The sequence below is a fragment of the Neptuniibacter sp. 1_MG-2023 genome, assembly GCF_030547185.1.
In the GTDB taxonomy this organism is placed as follows: domain Bacteria; phylum Pseudomonadota; class Gammaproteobacteria; order Pseudomonadales; family Balneatricaceae; genus Neptuniibacter.
Genome location: NZ_JAUOQR010000002.1, coordinates 23,200 through 38,908, shown reverse-complemented (window position 1 = coordinate 38,908; position 15,709 = coordinate 23,200). Strand labels below are relative to the sequence as shown.

14 protein-coding genes are annotated in these 15,709 nt (G+C 43.7%); 2 read left to right on the top strand and 12 right to left on the bottom strand.

Features of this window, described 5'->3' with window-relative positions:
* Nucleotides 1–20: 20 nt before the first annotated feature.
* From Q4492_RS02950 to Q4492_RS02935, 4 genes are all read right to left on the bottom strand, one after another.
* On the bottom strand, nt 21–2,243 hold the full coding sequence (locus tag Q4492_RS02950; protein WP_303415765.1) for a PepSY domain-containing protein: 2,223 nt from the start codon (nt 2,241–2,243) through the stop codon (nt 21–23).
* 22 nt (nt 2,244–2,265) lie between these two features.
* Nucleotides 2,266–2,736: a DUF2271 domain-containing protein gene (locus Q4492_RS02945; protein ID WP_303415764.1), complete on the bottom strand. Its 471-nt coding sequence runs from the start codon at nt 2,734–2,736 to the stop codon at nt 2,266–2,268.
* A gap of 13 nt (nt 2,737–2,749) precedes the next feature.
* Nucleotides 2,750–3,139, bottom strand: coding sequence for a PepSY domain-containing protein (locus Q4492_RS02940; RefSeq protein WP_303415763.1), 390 nt, complete (start codon nt 3,137–3,139; stop codon nt 2,750–2,752).
* Between the two features lie 79 nt (nt 3,140–3,218).
* Nucleotides 3,219–4,553 carry a ferric reductase-like transmembrane domain-containing protein gene (locus Q4492_RS02935; protein WP_303415762.1) on the bottom strand — a complete coding sequence of 445 codons (1,335 nt, stop codon included), beginning with the start codon at nt 4,551–4,553 and terminating at the stop codon, nt 3,219–3,221.
* A gap of 213 nt (nt 4,554–4,766) precedes the next feature.
* Between Q4492_RS02935 and Q4492_RS02930 the strand changes: the two genes are divergently transcribed.
* Nucleotides 4,767–5,426: a response regulator transcription factor gene (locus Q4492_RS02930; RefSeq protein ID WP_215952194.1), complete on the top strand. Its 660-nt coding sequence runs from the start codon at nt 4,767–4,769 to the stop codon at nt 5,424–5,426.
* Complete coding sequence (locus Q4492_RS02925; protein WP_303415760.1) at nt 5,423–6,772, top strand: HAMP domain-containing sensor histidine kinase; 1,350 nt, start codon at nt 5,423–5,425, stop codon at nt 6,770–6,772. The genes Q4492_RS02930 and Q4492_RS02925 overlap by 4 nt, the downstream gene beginning before the upstream one ends.
* Nucleotides 6,773–7,028: 256 nt before the next feature.
* On the opposite strand, the gene Q4492_RS02920 is transcribed toward Q4492_RS02925, so the two are convergent.
* The 8 genes from Q4492_RS02920 to Q4492_RS02885 all read right to left on the bottom strand — a co-directional run bounded on the left by Q4492_RS02920 (nt 7,029) and on the right by Q4492_RS02885 (nt 15,706).
* Nucleotides 7,029–8,132 carry an HDOD domain-containing protein gene (locus Q4492_RS02920; RefSeq protein ID WP_303415759.1) on the bottom strand — a complete coding sequence of 368 codons (1,104 nt, stop codon included), beginning with the start codon at nt 8,130–8,132 and terminating at the stop codon, nt 7,029–7,031.
* Between the two features lie 147 nt (nt 8,133–8,279).
* Entirely contained in the window at nt 8,280–10,094 is a 1,815-nt protein-coding gene (locus tag Q4492_RS02915; RefSeq protein ID WP_303415758.1) for a nucleoside-diphosphate sugar epimerase/dehydratase, read from the bottom strand.
* A 163-nt stretch (nt 10,095–10,257) separates the two neighbouring features.
* On the bottom strand, nt 10,258–11,316 hold the full coding sequence (gene pseI, locus Q4492_RS02910) for a pseudaminic acid synthase (protein WP_303415757.1): 1,059 nt from the start codon (nt 11,314–11,316) through the stop codon (nt 10,258–10,260).
* Between the two features lie 11 nt (nt 11,317–11,327).
* Entirely contained in the window at nt 11,328–12,044 is a 717-nt protein-coding gene (locus tag Q4492_RS02905; RefSeq protein WP_303415756.1) for a WbqC family protein, read from the bottom strand.
* Entirely contained in the window at nt 12,028–12,990 is a 963-nt protein-coding gene (locus Q4492_RS02900; RefSeq protein WP_303415755.1) for a sulfotransferase, read from the bottom strand. Before Q4492_RS02900 ends, Q4492_RS02905 begins: the two co-directional genes overlap by 17 nt.
* The gene (locus tag Q4492_RS02895) at nt 12,990–13,991 is read right to left on the bottom strand and encodes a sulfotransferase (RefSeq protein ID WP_303415754.1); all 1,002 of its coding nucleotides are present in this window, start codon (nt 13,989–13,991) and stop codon (nt 12,990–12,992) included. Before Q4492_RS02895 ends, Q4492_RS02900 begins: the two co-directional genes overlap by 1 nt.
* 7 nt (nt 13,992–13,998) lie before the next feature.
* Nucleotides 13,999–15,003 carry a hypothetical protein gene (locus Q4492_RS02890; protein ID WP_303415753.1) on the bottom strand — a complete coding sequence of 335 codons (1,005 nt, stop codon included), beginning with the start codon at nt 15,001–15,003 and terminating at the stop codon, nt 13,999–14,001.
* A gap of 10 nt (nt 15,004–15,013) precedes the next feature.
* A complete protein-coding gene (locus Q4492_RS02885; protein ID WP_303415752.1) occupies nt 15,014–15,706 on the bottom strand; it encodes an acylneuraminate cytidylyltransferase family protein in 693 nt (230 codons plus the stop codon).
* Between the last annotated feature and the right edge of the window lie 3 nt (nt 15,707–15,709).

Below are 15,709 nucleotides of genomic sequence, written 5' to 3'. Positions count from 1 at the left end.
CGACCCATCCAATGGATCAGTTAATAAACATCTTCACGGTAGCGCCACTGAGCTTTCAGTGTCGCCACATCGATCCCCAGCGGGGCAATTACCTTGTCCAGTGCCGCCGCAACGCTACTCGCCATGTTACGACCGCCACATATTAAAAGCTGCGCCCCCTCCTCGATCAATTGACGTAGCACCACGTCATCTTCAGTAATCTTATTCTGCACATATGCGCCTTGGTTGATGCGGGAGAAAACCGGATTCAATTTAGTTAACCGCTGATCTTTTAGGTAGCGCTTAAGCTCTGTCTCATAGAGAAAATCAGACTGTGGACTACGACCGCCCCAATAAAGGTGTATCGGGTGATGTGCTTTATTGTTGCGGATAAAACCGACTAACGGCCCAATGCCGGTGCCCGCGCCGATCAGTATTATCGGTGCTTTGCCCGATGCTGGGCGAAAGCTCGGATTAAGCTTAATGAAAGCCTCAATGGTGTCACCAACGGATAATCCATGAAGAAAACCTGAGCATAAACCGTCAGGATGATGACGAACGCAGATCTCGAGCATGCCATTCTTCGATGCGGATGCTAACGAATAAAACCGCGGCACACTGCTGCCTGGGGCTAAGATACCCACAAGATCACCCGCATCAAAATGCGGTAAACCGGTGCGTCTCAGTAAACGATTTAACAGACCGTTACTACGCTCTACCGATGACTTGAAGCGTAAGACCGCCGTTGGTGCTTGCACCGCTGCACCGTAATCGACGCGTTCGACAAGCGTTAACGTCGTGCTAGCGGGATGAACCGGGATATGCTCGAGTGTTAATTCCCTATTGATGACGCAACCCACAGCATGGCCCCAGCGGGCAAACTCCTGTGGCGATTGTCGATGGATGGTTTCGAGTGGCAGTAGCTGCGGCCAGCCCTTGGTGATGAGCGCGGCCTCAACCTCTTTAGCAAACTGGCAGAACTCAGGGAACTGTCGATCACCAAAACCTAATACGGCAACAGGAACATCGGGTGTCTTCGACATTTTCGCCAGTCGTGTCAGAAAATGATTCGCCGATGCCGGTGCGTCACCATCCCCATAGGTGGCGGTCAGCATAAACATCCGTTTTGCCTGTGGATAATGATGGCCAACCTGATTCATGGATGCGGTGTGAACCTGAAATCCTAAGCGATAAAGGGCGTCATGCAGGGTTTTGGCAAAGCCCCAAGTACTGTTACTTTCACTGCCAACCAGAATGATGGTATCGGCAACGCGAGCAGCGCTATTATGGTTAATGGTTGTGGCGGATTGCTTACGCTTCCACCAGATCTGGATGCCGGTCCATGCCATCAATGGCACAGTGAGCGCACTCAAGCCAAGCAATAGGCCAAGCCACCATAGCCCTTTGCCGGTGTGTAACATGTAGATAAACTCATAGAGCTTTTGTGGATTACCGTAAGCTTGATAAGAGAGCAGCTGACCGGTTACTTGATCAACAAAGCCGCTCCCTTGATCGGTGGTAATTGAGTAAACGCCCATTGGGTCGTTTGGATAGGGATAAACCAGCTCTCTGAACTCGGTAACCGGAATCGCTTTTAATGCCGACAGAGTATCAATGGGTGCAGGCACACCGCCATCGACATGGGTTGGAAAATCGGGCTCAGCCGATGAGTAGTCGGGTATCAACTCAAAAGTCATGGCTGACATATACAGGCCGGTGGAAGCCGATAATATCAGGCCCAGTACCGCCACTCGACCGACCTCTGTATGTAGTCGTTGCTTAACGGGCCCTTGGATCGGTCGAAAAATATGGCGCCAACCGCCGAGGCGATTGCTCAACATGACGGCACCGGAAAAGGTTAACAGCAGCATAAAGAAAGCGGCAGCCCCAGCCATCACTCGTCCAGGAGTCCCTAACAGATAAGAACGGTGCAGGTTTTTTATCCATACCATAATGGGTGAGCTGGAATAGGCGCCAATCGTTGCCCCCGTTAGCGGGTTGATTAGGTCCGCTCCTGTTTGGTCGCCGTCAGTAAAGTAAACAATGATACTGCCTGACGGATGTCGTTGTATTTGCTCGATGCCAGGGTAGCGAGTGATAAGCTTACCCGCTAGCTCCGCCACGCTGATTGATGATGTGCCCGCTATTTTAGCCTGTGAGCGCTCTAAAATCGGATCAAGCGAAAGCACAGCACCGGAGATGGTGAGCAGCACAACGAACAGTGTTGCTATTAAGCCGGACAGGGAGTGAAACTGACGTAACATGACGGGGTTCCTAGGCAGTCATTTAAAACGAGTAGGTGAACGTTTTGATATAACCGCGGCCATTATTGGGTTTATCGACCCCTTCACTGGTTAATGGCACGACAACATCATTACGGTTATCTCGCATATCTTCGACAGCGGTATCAATGTGGAGCTGAAATCCTGCATCAATATAGGTGTCGGCTAGATCAAGGGTGACCGTTAATGTCTTGCCCTCTGTAACGCTGGCACCGGACAGTCCATCGTATTCACTTTTACGTTGACCACTCCCCCGTGCCCAGCCGCTCAAGTGTTTGTAATATTTTGATTTTTTCCCTGCCACCCATAACGTTTTTTGATACTGACCGTCGGCATTGGTTAAATAGATGGCTAGATAAGCACCATCACCGCCATAGTTTTTTAGCTGAGTGGTCAAGGTGACATCACGTGCATAAGATTGCGAGGACAGTAAAGCTGCAGCCATCAAACACAGGATTATTGCGAAACGTTTCATGGTTTTATCTCCCTTATTCGATTGTGACTTTTGGTTTGTTTGTTGGCGTGTTACTACCGAAGTTTAAGTCGCTAGTTGATGATGGTTGGGCTTGATTACCTAAGTTCAGGTAGTCGGATGCGTCATCTGAATCATCAAATTTTATTTCAAGTTCGATAATCCTTAGTGAAGCGGGTGAGAATTTCGCTTCAACTCGATGACCTTTGCGATCTCGTCCTTTGAGCTCATAACAGCCATCGTCCACTTTGATGCGCTTTACCTCCCAGCCATTGTCTAGCATCATCTGACGAAGACGCTCTTTAGGTTGCCAATCAACGGTTGGATCGGTGCAATCATCGCTGGCTAGCGCGGCACCACTGATCAAGCAGGTGCTTAAAAAGGCAGTAATTAGTGTGTTTTTCATGTTGTACCTCCTAATGACTTCATTGTTTATCCTAAACCTCTTTGCTGACATTCAGCTGAAGGCGGTCAGTGTTATAGGTTTAGCGCAGTTCAAATGCTTCCTGTCGGAACGACAGAGACCCTTGTAAATTTTCACGTAGCTCTTTTTCTAAGGTATTGGCCCAGCTTGAGGGACCACAAAACCAAACCTCCATCGCTTTTGCCTTAGGGTGTTGTGTGAGGAGTTGTTCAGCCGTGAGTTTGTGGCCCTGACTGCTGTCATGTATCTGCAACTGGATGCCGCTTAAACCGTTACAGGCTGTCTGTAATCGCTTAACAAAAGGATCTGTCATGCCATCATGGGTGGAATAATGCAGTTCAGCTTCGAGAGAGTCTTCCCGCTGATTTTGCAGTGCTTCAAGCCATGCTAAGAAAGGGGTGACACCAATCCCGCCGGCGATCCAAATTTGTGCCGCATTCTGTTTTCGCTGTTTGAAGTTGAACTCTCCATAAGGTCCCTCAACGGTAATGGGGTGGCCGATTGCTAACCGATAGCCCAACTGCCGCGTATAGTCGCCTAACCCTTTAATGTGAAAGGTGATCTGACCATTACCATGATCCGCACTGGCAATGGTAAAAGGGTGGGCACCCTCGCTAGGCTCAAAGGTCACAAACGCAAACTGGCCGGCACGGTGACCTTTCCATGGGCGCTCCAACTGACACTTCACTTCGGTGATACCCATGGCTGATGTTGCGATCGAGGTGATGGAGCCCTGCACCTGCCGTGATCTCCCTATTAGCCCTTTGATCGATAAGAGGCTAGCGAAACTACCGCCTGCGAGTAATAATCCCATCAGCCAGCCAATGGGCTGTTGCCACCAAACCAAAGGCGCTAGCCAGACCGCGTGGAAAGCGAGTGCTAGATAAATAAACGGCATAGCACGGTGCACAGAGTGCCAGAGGTTGTAAGGAAAGCGTTTCCAGAGAGTCAGTATCAGCATGGCAAATACCAGATAGACACCCCATTCGCCAATCCCTTCTGCCGCCTCCCTCATCATATGGGTAAAACCTGAAAAGTCTTGCTCAGGCAAACGTCCCGCTCGGCCAAAGAGCGCTTTAACTAGATCATCACCCATCTCAATTAACCAGTGAGATAGGGCAAAAACAACCGCTAGAATACCGGCCCATTTATGCAGGCGATAAATTTGATCGAGACCATTAAAGGATGTTTCTAACCAAACTGGACGAGTAGCCAGCATCATAGTCACAGACATAAATGCGATGGATAACAAGCCGCTCAGATAGAGGCCGTTGTCATAAATCTCCCAAGGTAGTGAAGCCTTTACCGTCGTGCTCATCTGGTAGCTCCAGCCCCAGATAATCAGAATGCCGGCGGTGATCAGTGCCAGGGTAATGTTGAGTTTTTTCGGTTTCATCTTAGTCATCCCGTACTGCATTTAGTACGTATGTTATCGCCTATTCCTGACAATCAGCTGAAGGCATTAGCTGGATTAGTCGAGCCTAATCAATCAGTGAGGCGTAAACTGTAAGAGAGCTTATGTGTTGATATTATTAATCACGGCGCTTTCAGTTTATTGTCAGGAATTGTGGTTATGATCAGCCTGACTGCGAAGATCTAAGGATAAGAGATGCGATTATTACTGGTAGAGGATGCCGAGGGTTTAGGGGAAGTCATACGAGATCAGATCAGCGATGAAGGGCACGCGGTCGATTGGGTTAAAAATCTGTCCCATGCGGACGCCAGCCTACAGATCACCCATTATGATCTGATTCTGCTTGATCTCATGCTGCCGGACGGCAACGGAATTGATCTGTTGAAAAAGATACGCAGGTCCGGTGAAGCAACGCCCGTGATTATTTTAACCGCCAGAGATCAACTGTCTGATCGTATCGAAGGATTAAATGCCGGCGCGGATGATTATCTGGTAAAACCCTTTGATCTATCAGAGCTTTCCGCGCGCATCGCTGCTGTTTCTAGACGTTACAGTGGCAACCCAAACCCTATCATTAAGGTTGGCACATTAGACGTCGATCTCAACAAACACTTTATTTCTCGTGAGGGTGTGGCCATCAATTTAACGGCCCGAGAGTGGGCGCTGTTTGAAGCCTTTGTTCAACATCCAGGCAACGTCCTCTCGAAGTCACAGTTGGAAGATCACCTTTATGCTTTTGGCGCCGAGATCGAAAGTAATACCATTGAAGTTTATGTCAGTCGGCTACGGAAAAAACTGGATAAAGGCCAGTTAGAAACAGTGCGCGGACTAGGCTATCGCATGAGGTCCTCATGAGATCAACGCAGATAAAGGCACCAAAAAGTCTCCAAAAAACCTTAGGTATTGGCTTAACCTTGGGTGTGACTTTACTCTGGTTATTGGCGCTATTGAGCACCGTCTATGTTTCACAGAATAAGCTGAATACCCTCTTCGATAGCGCATTGGCCGAAACCGCTCAACGTATCATGCCCCTTGCGGTAGTTGAGATAACCAACCGAGAGGAGCCAGGGCAATTACAACAAATCATGTCATTCGAAGCCCACGATGAACCGCTGGTATACCTTGTACGTGATGCGTCAGGCACGATTTTATTGCAATCCCATAATGCGGATCCGCTGATGTTCAATAAAACGTTATTAAAAGGTTTTAGTTCATCGGAAAATTACCGATTTTATGGGGCGTGGGCAGTACAAAATACATTACACATCGAGGTTGCCGAGCCTCTAACTCAAAGGCGAAAAGCCATCTTTGCAATGGCCGCTAGCTTACTCTGGCCACTCCTCTTGTTGATCCCGCTCTGCTTTATCGGGACCTGGGCCTTTGTACGATACAGTTTGCGTCACGTGCTGGTTTATAGAAAAGCGATTGAATCCCGTGGTAGTGGTGATCTTTCACCGATTGAAACCAAAGACCTGCCAACCGAGCTTCACACGATCGCTACCTCGGTAAATGACTTATTGGAACGCTTACGCCGAGCCTTAGAATCGGAACGATCCTTTACCGCCAATAGTGCCCATGAGTTGCGCACGCCTATTGCAACGGCATTGGCTCAGATTCAGCGCCTGCAACACGGGGTTTCAGATAGCCCACTTAAAGAGAAGATGCAGAAAGTTGAAACGACCATCCGAGGCTTATCCGCTTTGTCAGAAAAGCTGATGCAGTTAGCCAAGGTGGAAGGGGGCGGTCTGTTATCAACGCAGCAGAGTGATCTCATAAATCTATTGCAGCTGATTGTTGATGACAGCCAGCGATCGGCTCCCGCAGCAACTATTAGGTTAACGTTACCGCCCAGCGAATTTAAATCGACTATAGATCCCGATGCCTTTGCTATTTTGGTGCGCAATTTAATCGACAATGCGATAAAACATGGCGACTCAGACCAGCCGATCGAGGTTAGCTTTTCTGCCAACGGGATATTAAATATTGTTAATAGTGCTCGGGTTATTCCTGCCGAAACTCTTGCGCGACTGCAGCACCGGTTCGTTAGATCCGCGACTAAGGCGCAAGGTTTAGGGCTTGGCTTAGCCATTGTCGATGCCATCGTTACGGGCGTGGGCGCAACGATGACATTTAACTCCCCCGCGACGGGACGAGAAGATGGCTTTGAAGTCAGCGTTGATTTTTCGCTGTTCGATGAGTGAACGCTGGAATTAGTTATTCGAAAAGCCCCTGCTCTATTTAGCTTTAAAGACTAAGCTTAGAAAAACGTTAACACGGATCAAGGAGTAGCACTTATAAAAGCGCACCTATAAAGGCGCTTTCTATCAAAAGGGCTCCTTTAATAACAACAGGATAACAGCGATTATGATAGAGCGATCCCCTATTAATCGAGCCAGATAAATATCAATAACCTATTGAACTCAGCAGAGGTAATACACCCTTAGATAATCCCTCGGCTCAAATAGCCAATGTAGATAAAAGGCGATTGAATTTCTTACGAAACCCAATATCTGAAAGCAGATTAATAACCAGCTTTTGCTCAGAAGCCTCTAGATGGCTTTTCATAAGAAAGGTGCTAGGTTCATCTATTGTTTCTATAGTAAATTCGGCCAAGTCGCGTAGGCCTTCATAAGCGACACTATCACCGACACGGCCAGCCAAATAAAGTAGTATGCTATCTTTCAGCTCATCGTCTTTTAACGCTAATTCCGTAGGTGTTTTAACGAGTGGAAGCATCGAATTACCAATGGCACGCTCAATCTCCGCTGGTAAGCCCCACTTTCTTGCTAACGCAGAGCCAACGATAGACGAATTTACACCACACGTTTGTTGCTGCGCTTTAACTCTATCTAGCAACGTCATGCCTTCTGCATACCAAGCGTGTGCGCCTTTTTCACCAAGAATAAAAGCTAGGTCGCCTAGATTAAAAAACAGGGCTTTAGTAGCTAGAACCGAGGGGCGAGGATCGCCCGAATGTTGACCCAATAAGGTCGCAAATGCACTCCCAACCGCTGTGGATAACCAGACTCGCTGCAATGCGGTTTTTTCTACATCTGAACAACTTTTGGTTTGATCCGCTATCGCCGCTTGGGAGATTAAACTTTTAACAAAACTAACACCAAGGTAATTAACCGCGTGCTGGACACTTGAAATAGGTGAGGTTAATGCAAAAGCGGCTGAGTTCACCGTCTGTAGAACACCAGCGGTGAGGCCTGGATCTGTCGCGAGTGTTTCAATCAACTCCTGTGGTGTATCAAGACCACCGGCTAACTTTGATTGCACCGGGTGCGGATCGGGTAGTTTTTCGCACAACTGCTGTGCTCGCGTGACTTGCTCCTCATCGATCTCAGAGAGAGTAAACAGATCAAACTCGGTAAGAAATGGATGCGACTCTACCTTTGTCAACTCAAGATCATGTCCATGATAAGCTTCATTTACGAGCTGTCCGAGAGGTTTCAAAGGCTTGCCAGTCAATTCATTAGACGGTCTTACCGGCTTAACACTCTTGTCAGCAGCGATCTTTTTATTTCTACCAAATAATTTAAATAGTCCAAATAACACGACAGTTGACTCCAATGGTTAGCTTAATTCCTTTAACCCAACATGGTACAAGCAACGCTTCAATATAATATTTTGATCCTATCAGCAGGTCTATAACGTAGAAAAATAACAGCAGAGGAGCCCATCAAAAATTGCCCCCTAAACTTCTCACTTACCGAGCTTAAAATCATACAACAGATCACGAATTTCATGCTGCGGATTATAGCCATTCACATTCTGCAATAAAATCTCACGTATGGCATCATAATCAAATGACTCTAATGCAACTTGCAAACTATCTAATACAAGTTCTAGCTGATCCCAAGGAAGCATCACTTCCTGAGCACGCATAATCATAGGATGAGTGGTTTCCAACACATCATCACCGATCAACAACTCTTCATATAGTTTTTCACCGTTTCTCAACCCAGTGAAATCAATCTCAATATCACCTGATGGGTTTTGAGCATTTCTAACAGACAATCCTGTAAGATTAATCATCTGTTTTGCTAAATCGAAAATTTTGACTGGCTCACCCATATCTAGCACAAAAACATCCCCTGAAGCGCCCATAGAACCTGCTTGTATCACCAAAGAGGCCGCCTCAGGAATCGTCATAAAATAGCGCGTAATCTCAGGATCGGTAACGGTTACAGGTCCTCCCTGACTAATTTGTTCCTTAAACAAAGGAATAACCGATCCTGAGGAGCCCAACACATTACCAAAGCGAACAATTGCAAAACGGATATCAGAACAATGTTCCTCCCTCTTGCTAAGCCCTTGAAGCACTAATTCAGCAAAACGCTTACTCGCCCCCATCACATTAGTGGGTCGCACCGCTTTGTCTGTCGAGATTAAAACAAAATTTCTCACACCCGCAGAAATAGCAGCTTCGGCACACCGCCAAGTACCCAAAATATTATTTTGTAAGCCAGCTATATTATTGGACTCAACTATAGGTACATGCTTGTAAGCCGCCGCATGATATACAGTATCAACGCGGTAAGATTGAAGGATTTTTTCTAGGTGAACCTTATCTGTCACACTGCCTAAAACTGGGATAATTACTGTCTGCCCAGACCCCAAGGCTAACAACTCTTTTTCTATACTATAAAGCGAAAACTCTGACAACTCGAAAAGAACCAACACATTAGGTTGCTGCTTAAGAATCTGCCGACACAACTCAGAACCGATTGATCCTCCCGCGCCAGTGACTATTACGGACTGATCTCTGATACAAGAACCTAAGAGTTCTCTATTAGGCGCAACCTCATCACGCCCCAGTAAATCAGCAATATCCACTTCACGAACGTCACTAATACTCACTTTACCACCAGCAATATCTGACAAGCCGGGTAGAGTTAATACTTTCAACTTATACTGAGAGAGCTCATCAATTATCTCTTTTCTACGCTGTATAGAAGCCGAAGGAATTGCTAATAATATTGAATCAACGTCATATTGCTCGATTAATAATGCCACTTTATTTGCTGGAAAAACCCGAATAGAATTAACTTCCAGTCCATGTAACACAGAATTATCATCTATATAAGCAACAGTGCTAAATTCTTTAGAATGGTATAGCGCTTCAGCTAATTGTCTTCCCGAAGCTCCAGCCCCGTAGATAATTACTCGCTGTGACTCAGCCTTCGCCTTTTGCTGCCCACCCGGAAACTTATGTAAAATAAGCCACCTAGCAAACATACGACTCCCCCCTACCGCCACAATTGCAACAAACCAATAAATAAAAATAACCGAACGGGGAACTGCTTGTGGAAGCCCTAGAAGATGAACAAATGTAGCCCATATAAGCACTGACAGCGTGACCGCTTTAACAACAGTCCACAGCGCTTTATTACCTATATATCTTATTACAGCACGATAAAGACCGAACCGAATAAAAACAGGTATCGCAACGGAAGGTGCTAACAAATAAGCAGGCCAATGAATAAAACCATTAGCCGTAAACTCACCGTACCTCAAAGCAAAGCTAAGCCAGCTACATAATACTAAAGAACAAGAATCAGAAACCAGAAAAACCAAGCGCTTCTGAGTTCTCGATAGCTGCGTAAAATAAGATAACAATTGAGCTCTCACAATTTAGTATAATATAGCTACTAGGCAATAAACTTGATTTATATGCTGCTTAGCAATCAAAGCCCTTAATCATGTCTGAAGACAAAGGTGTATTCTTTTGCACCTTACGCATACACTCAGCTCCTATAATTTGATCATAAAACTTTGGAGGCAACCCATTACAAGGACGAACAGAACGAACATTTTCACTTGTAAAAACGTCACCTTCATCAATATCTTTCACCACATATAGGGAACGCCTTAAACGCTTAGTATATGATTCACTTTCTTTAGCTATAAACCCTTTCCTGCCCATAGCAGACCATACGGCCTTTGAGGAAGTAACTAAGTGCTGAAACTCTAAAGGCTCTAAAGAGAAAGCACTATCAAGGTCATTATCAGCCCGATTCAACGTAAAATGCTTTTCAATAAAGCACGCACCAAGGGCGACTGAAGATATAGCCACATCTACACTTAAAGTATGATCAGATAAACCAACTAAACAATCAAACTGCTCTGCCATATAGGGTATATTCTGTAGGTTCATTTCCTCGACTGGTGTTGGATAACCTGAAACACAATGAAGAACAATAACTTGATGATTACCTTCAGCATAGCATGCACTAATCGCGCCTTGGATATCAGCCAGAGTTGCCATACCTGTAGACATAATTACTGGTTTTCCAGTACGAGCGACCCTTCGAATCAGGGGTATATCAACCAACTCAAAGGATGCTATTTTATATGCAGGAACCTCTAAACTTTCCAAAAAATCAACTGCAGTAAGGTCAAAAGGACTACTAAAAACCTCCAAACCGCTCTCTCTCGCAATCGAAAATATTTCTTGATGCCATTCCCAAGGAGTCGATGCTTTCTGATAAAGCTCATACAATGACATTCCAGCTCGAGGGCCTTTTGTTATTTGGAACTCCGGCCTATCTGAATCCAACGTAATTGTATCAGCAGTGTAGGTTTGCAGCTTAATAGCATCAACACCACTCGCAGCTGCAGCGGCAATCATACTTCGAACCTTGTCCATACTTCCAGCATGATTTGCTGAAAGCTCCGCTACAATAAAAGGAGGCTCATCACGACCTAGTTTTTTAGCACCTATACATATTTCTTTCAAAGCTTATTCCCCTATGCCCCTGAAACAATAATATCACGAGCGGCCTTACCGTAATTACTAATCACATCAATAACTGATAAATGACTCACAAATGGGCCTATGTTATTAAACTGGTTATATTCAGGATGGGTGTACTCTTGAAACGTAAGCTTAATATTATTCTCTTCAAATACACTAGAGGAAATATAATCCATTGCACCTTGTGGAGAATAGTATGAAGTTCCATTAACAGATCCACAGATACTTAAGATGCGATCCTGCTTAACTCCCGACACTCCAACTAACTCACTAGATCGATAAAATTCAACATCCAATTCTAGATACTCAGATAACAACACAATGAGCCCAATATTAATCTCAGCTAAGTTATTAGTATTACCCTCATTTAACAACGAAGCGATAGAGGGATAAATAAGCCCAAAAAAATCTGATTTTTGATATAACTCGAGCATCAAGGATAAATGTTTGGATCGCCAATGCTTACTATCATCGACTATAACATCATTTATGAAACTCACATCCCCTCTAGTTCGGATAGCCGGAACTCTAATCCAGCGTGCTCCTTGCGGACCGAGAATCCTATTTTCTTTTTGCCAATTAGGCCTCTGCATAGCGAGAGGGACATCATCAAGAAAGACAAATTTATCGACTTTATTTATAAGCTCAAAATAACCACACCATGGAAAATAGGTAGGTTGCATCACCGCAACCTTAATCTCTTGAGACATTATCAACCTCACTATATAGCTGCTTCCAGTATTCGTTATCCAGAACTATTTTAGTTACCATATCATCCAAAATATCACTAACTTTCTCACTAGAAGATAAGGCCAAAATGTTTTTAACCGGCGACATGTTTTCTGCCCCCATATTCATCAAAGAACCAGCAACACGGGCTACCTCATTAGGGTTAGTAATCATACGATCATAATCAACAACTCGCCATCTAGAAGAGTCAATTCGACTCAACTGCTGAGAAATATGAAGTTCTATATCTAAAATCTGCCGAGCTATCTGCTCCTCTACTGACAAATCACGCAGTTCCAAATAACTAGGAGGTTTAACAGAAAACCAATGTTCAACCCCCCCCTCTCTTACAATCCGAGCCTTATATATTGAACGAGCGACGTCGATAGGATTTCGCCTAATAAGAAGAAACCGAGCAGATGGAAACACTTCAGATAACCAATACGCATGAAGAGAACAAGCAGCAAGATTTTTGAACATCATAGGCTTGCCTAATGTACTTTCTAAGGCTGCAACCTCTCTACATAATTGCTTTCCATTCTGACCTGTAGTGACAAAATGAGTTTTACCATAAGGAAACCAGCGCTGCCAAAAGAAACCAAACTCATGAGGCCCCAAAGGCCCAGAGGTCGCACCGAATTTTGATTTACCATCAATCTGATAATTTTTTCCATCTAGTAACGTATTCTGTAGAAGTGCGCCTACGGCTGGTACTTTCCAAAACCGCGCTATCGTATTTGAGATATAGCCAATATCCAGCTTATCAATCAGCAGCTGTGTTAAAAACGTGGTTCCTGATCTCGGTACACCAATCAAAAACAGAACATTTGACTCAGGCATCTGCTTAGTTAACAGCTGCTGATTAAAATCAGATAGTGAATTATTTAAAGCCAGCAACTGAAAATCATTTGCATATAAGGGTTCCATTATCTATACCTTTTCTCAAGATCATCAATTAACCCTCTTGCTGCCCACCGATTAATGCTTTCATTCCTAAACTTGAATTTGTTTATCTTGTGCTTTATTGGACTTAACACAAAAAAACAGATGGTGTCCCATACTTTAAATATTTTACTGATAGATGGTCTAAATTCAGCTTCAGTCTTGTAACCCATATTACGCATAGCAACCCAGCAAATAGACTCAACTGTATTAATCTGTACATTTGAAAGGTTTTTTTTATATTTATCGAAATTATCTCGCATTGTTGGAAGATGAATGTTTTTCCACTCATGGAAGTCATAACTACCTGAATCAGTAGTAAAGAGCCCTTGCTCTGCAATATTCAACCACTGATTTATAGCATTGATACAAGCCAACTCATCCTCCAAAAAAGACTCGTAAGTGACAAAGAAGCTCTTATCTTTAATAGCAAGGGACACTAATGCATTTGAACTCCGGATAGTTTCACTATTCCAGCACTCAGCATGTTTGATTACAGAGCAATGCGAATAAGGTCTTTTTAACTGACTAACTACATAATCTCTAGGGTCTCGGACTAACTGGATAAAGTAACTATCAGGAATTTCATTTGCAATTCTATTAGAAAAATCGAATAGCCATAAATCTTTACAGAAGTACCAGTTCTTACCCTCTTCAGAAGCATACATAGAGTAAAAGACATCAGTTAAACGTACTAAAGAACGTTGATCTTTATATTTCCTTTGGTAGTTTTTTTTCACACTCTCATATGTAAAAACATATTTCCATGGAACAGCTCTTTCATAACAACAACGTAAAGCAAAAGAAATTAAGCTCTCCCACACCGACTCTTCGGCTAAGTCTCCAAACTGGGACTCCCAATAACCTAATGTTCTTAACAGATGCACCGGCGGCACATTACAAATACTACCATTAGAGTCACACAACCTTTTTTTTAAAAGATTCGTACCACTTCTTTCAGAAGATAATAGAAAGATTCCCGGCATAGATGTACTAAAACCCTTTTAATTGATTAATGATTTGTTCACTTACACGTTCAACACCTTTTCCATCTACGCAACGCTTAGAGTTTTCGGAATAAAGTCGTCTTACACCGTCATCATATAACACAGCCATAATGCCGGATTGTAACGTTTTCGTTCCAAATTGACTCGGGCGTCCCGAAAAAATAGTGCTAGCATTTTCACGTTCCAACGTTTGAGCAACATGCTTTTGGTTAGCCGCCAAAACAAAAGTACAAGATGGAATGCCTAATGCAGCTCTCTCCCAAGCAGAAACTCCTGCTGCCCCTATTACCGCATCAATATTCATTAACAGACCAATTAAATCACGACACCACTCAATACAAGTTAAAGTTAACTTGCTGTATTTTTCTTTTGATAATTCACATCCAACAACAAAAATATTTCCCAGAAAAGCAATACTTTCAAGGCTATCAAGAATATATTCTATCTCGATTATATTATCCCCTCCTCCCAAGTTTATTAATAAATTTCCTTTTCCTTTATCTGGAGTTTTTCTCATCCATTGCCTAGCTGAAAACACCGGATCAATTAGAATAAAATCCAACCCTTGTTTTACTCTAAAACCATTAAATTTATAACAAGTAGGATGTATTTTTTTTTCAGAAGGAGCTATAAGCAGATCACATGCATGCGGCCTTGCCATCCCATCAATAGCAATAACCGCTGTAAAAAAACTCTTAGCTAGTGTTTCATATTCATAATCGAGACAAAAGCTATCTATTAACAGTGCAGAGCGACCAACAGCACTAGATAAAAATTTCAACTCACCTAATGGAGAAACAGATTCAGAGCACTGAGCATGAAGGCTAACCCACTGAAAACCATCAAGAATATAAGTTATTTTTGGATCCACTTTAGGAAATGCAAAAATAACATCTACACTTTGAGCTCTAAGCTCTTTGGCTATATTTACACAACGATTGAGATGCCCATAACCGACCTTTTCACCAGCATCTACACGAAAAACAATCATAAATATGCATTCAAAACATATGCTCTTTTGCAAAAAGCAAACGTTTTACTAATTCAATATCAGAAGGTTCATCTAGGTCAACTGCCTCATGTGAGTTTAAAACATAAGGAAGCCTATTTATTGACCAAATACTACGTAGATTATGTAAAAACGAGGCTGTACGCATCCAATGAAAAGCACCAGCAGGTGCGACATATTTAGGATACTCTTGCGACTTCAAAACAAATTTATCTGGGAAGGCTGGACTTAAAACCTTATTTTTAAGCTCCAAAGCCTTGTATGGATGAAGATCAAACTCTTTTACTGCGAGTACCGCATCTGTTTCTGAAGCCTTCAGTAATTCAAAGCTCTCCTTTAAATGCTTTGCTTCCACTAAAACCGCTGTTGCATAAACTATGCAGAAATATTCAGGGACACTACCCGATAACAAGTAACGATTTAGCAGATCTTCAACTACATTATGAATTGTCGCTGTCCCATCTGACAACCCTTGACCACGAATATCAACCTCTGCCCCATTAAGTTTAGCAACAGAAGCTATTTCTTTATCATCAGTAGAAACAATAGTCGTTTCAAAAATACCACTCGAAATACAAGCTGATATTGGATAAGCCAACGCAGCTTTACCATTAAGCTGCATTACATTTTTTCTAGGTATTCTTACCGAACCTCCTCTAGCAGGAATAATAGCCAGTGGCTTCATTAT

What these genes read in the sequence shown, in the direction of transcription:
- Q4492_RS02950 (WP_303415765.1), bottom strand. Translation starts at nt 2,243, where the DNA reads ATGTTACGTCAGTTTCACTCCCTGTCCGGCTTAATAGCAACACTGTTC.
- Q4492_RS02945 (WP_303415764.1), bottom strand. Translation starts at nt 2,736, where the DNA reads ATGAAACGTTTCGCAATAATCCTGTGTTTGATGGCTGCAGCTTTACTG.
- Q4492_RS02940 (WP_303415763.1), bottom strand. Translation starts at nt 3,139, where the DNA reads ATGAAAAACACACTAATTACTGCCTTTTTAAGCACCTGCTTGATCAGT.
- Q4492_RS02935 (WP_303415762.1), bottom strand. Translation starts at nt 4,553, where the DNA reads ATGAAACCGAAAAAACTCAACATTACCCTGGCACTGATCACCGCCGGC.
- Q4492_RS02930 (WP_215952194.1), top strand. Translation starts at nt 4,767, where the DNA reads ATGCGATTATTACTGGTAGAGGATGCCGAGGGTTTAGGGGAAGTCATA.
- Q4492_RS02925 (WP_303415760.1), top strand. Translation starts at nt 5,423, where the DNA reads ATGAGATCAACGCAGATAAAGGCACCAAAAAGTCTCCAAAAAACCTTA.
- Q4492_RS02905 (WP_303415756.1), bottom strand. Translation starts at nt 12,044, where the DNA reads ATGTCTCAAGAGATTAAGGTTGCGGTGATGCAACCTACCTATTTTCCA.
- Q4492_RS02900 (WP_303415755.1), bottom strand. Translation starts at nt 12,990, where the DNA reads ATGGAACCCTTATATGCAAATGATTTTCAGTTGCTGGCTTTAAATAAT.
- Q4492_RS02895 (WP_303415754.1), bottom strand. Translation starts at nt 13,991, where the DNA reads ATGCCGGGAATCTTTCTATTATCTTCTGAAAGAAGTGGTACGAATCTT.
- Q4492_RS02890 (WP_303415753.1), bottom strand. Translation starts at nt 15,003, where the DNA reads ATGATTGTTTTTCGTGTAGATGCTGGTGAAAAGGTCGGTTATGGGCAT.
- Q4492_RS02885 (WP_303415752.1), bottom strand. Translation starts at nt 15,706, where the DNA reads ATGAAGCCACTGGCTATTATTCCTGCTAGAGGAGGTTCGGTAAGAATA.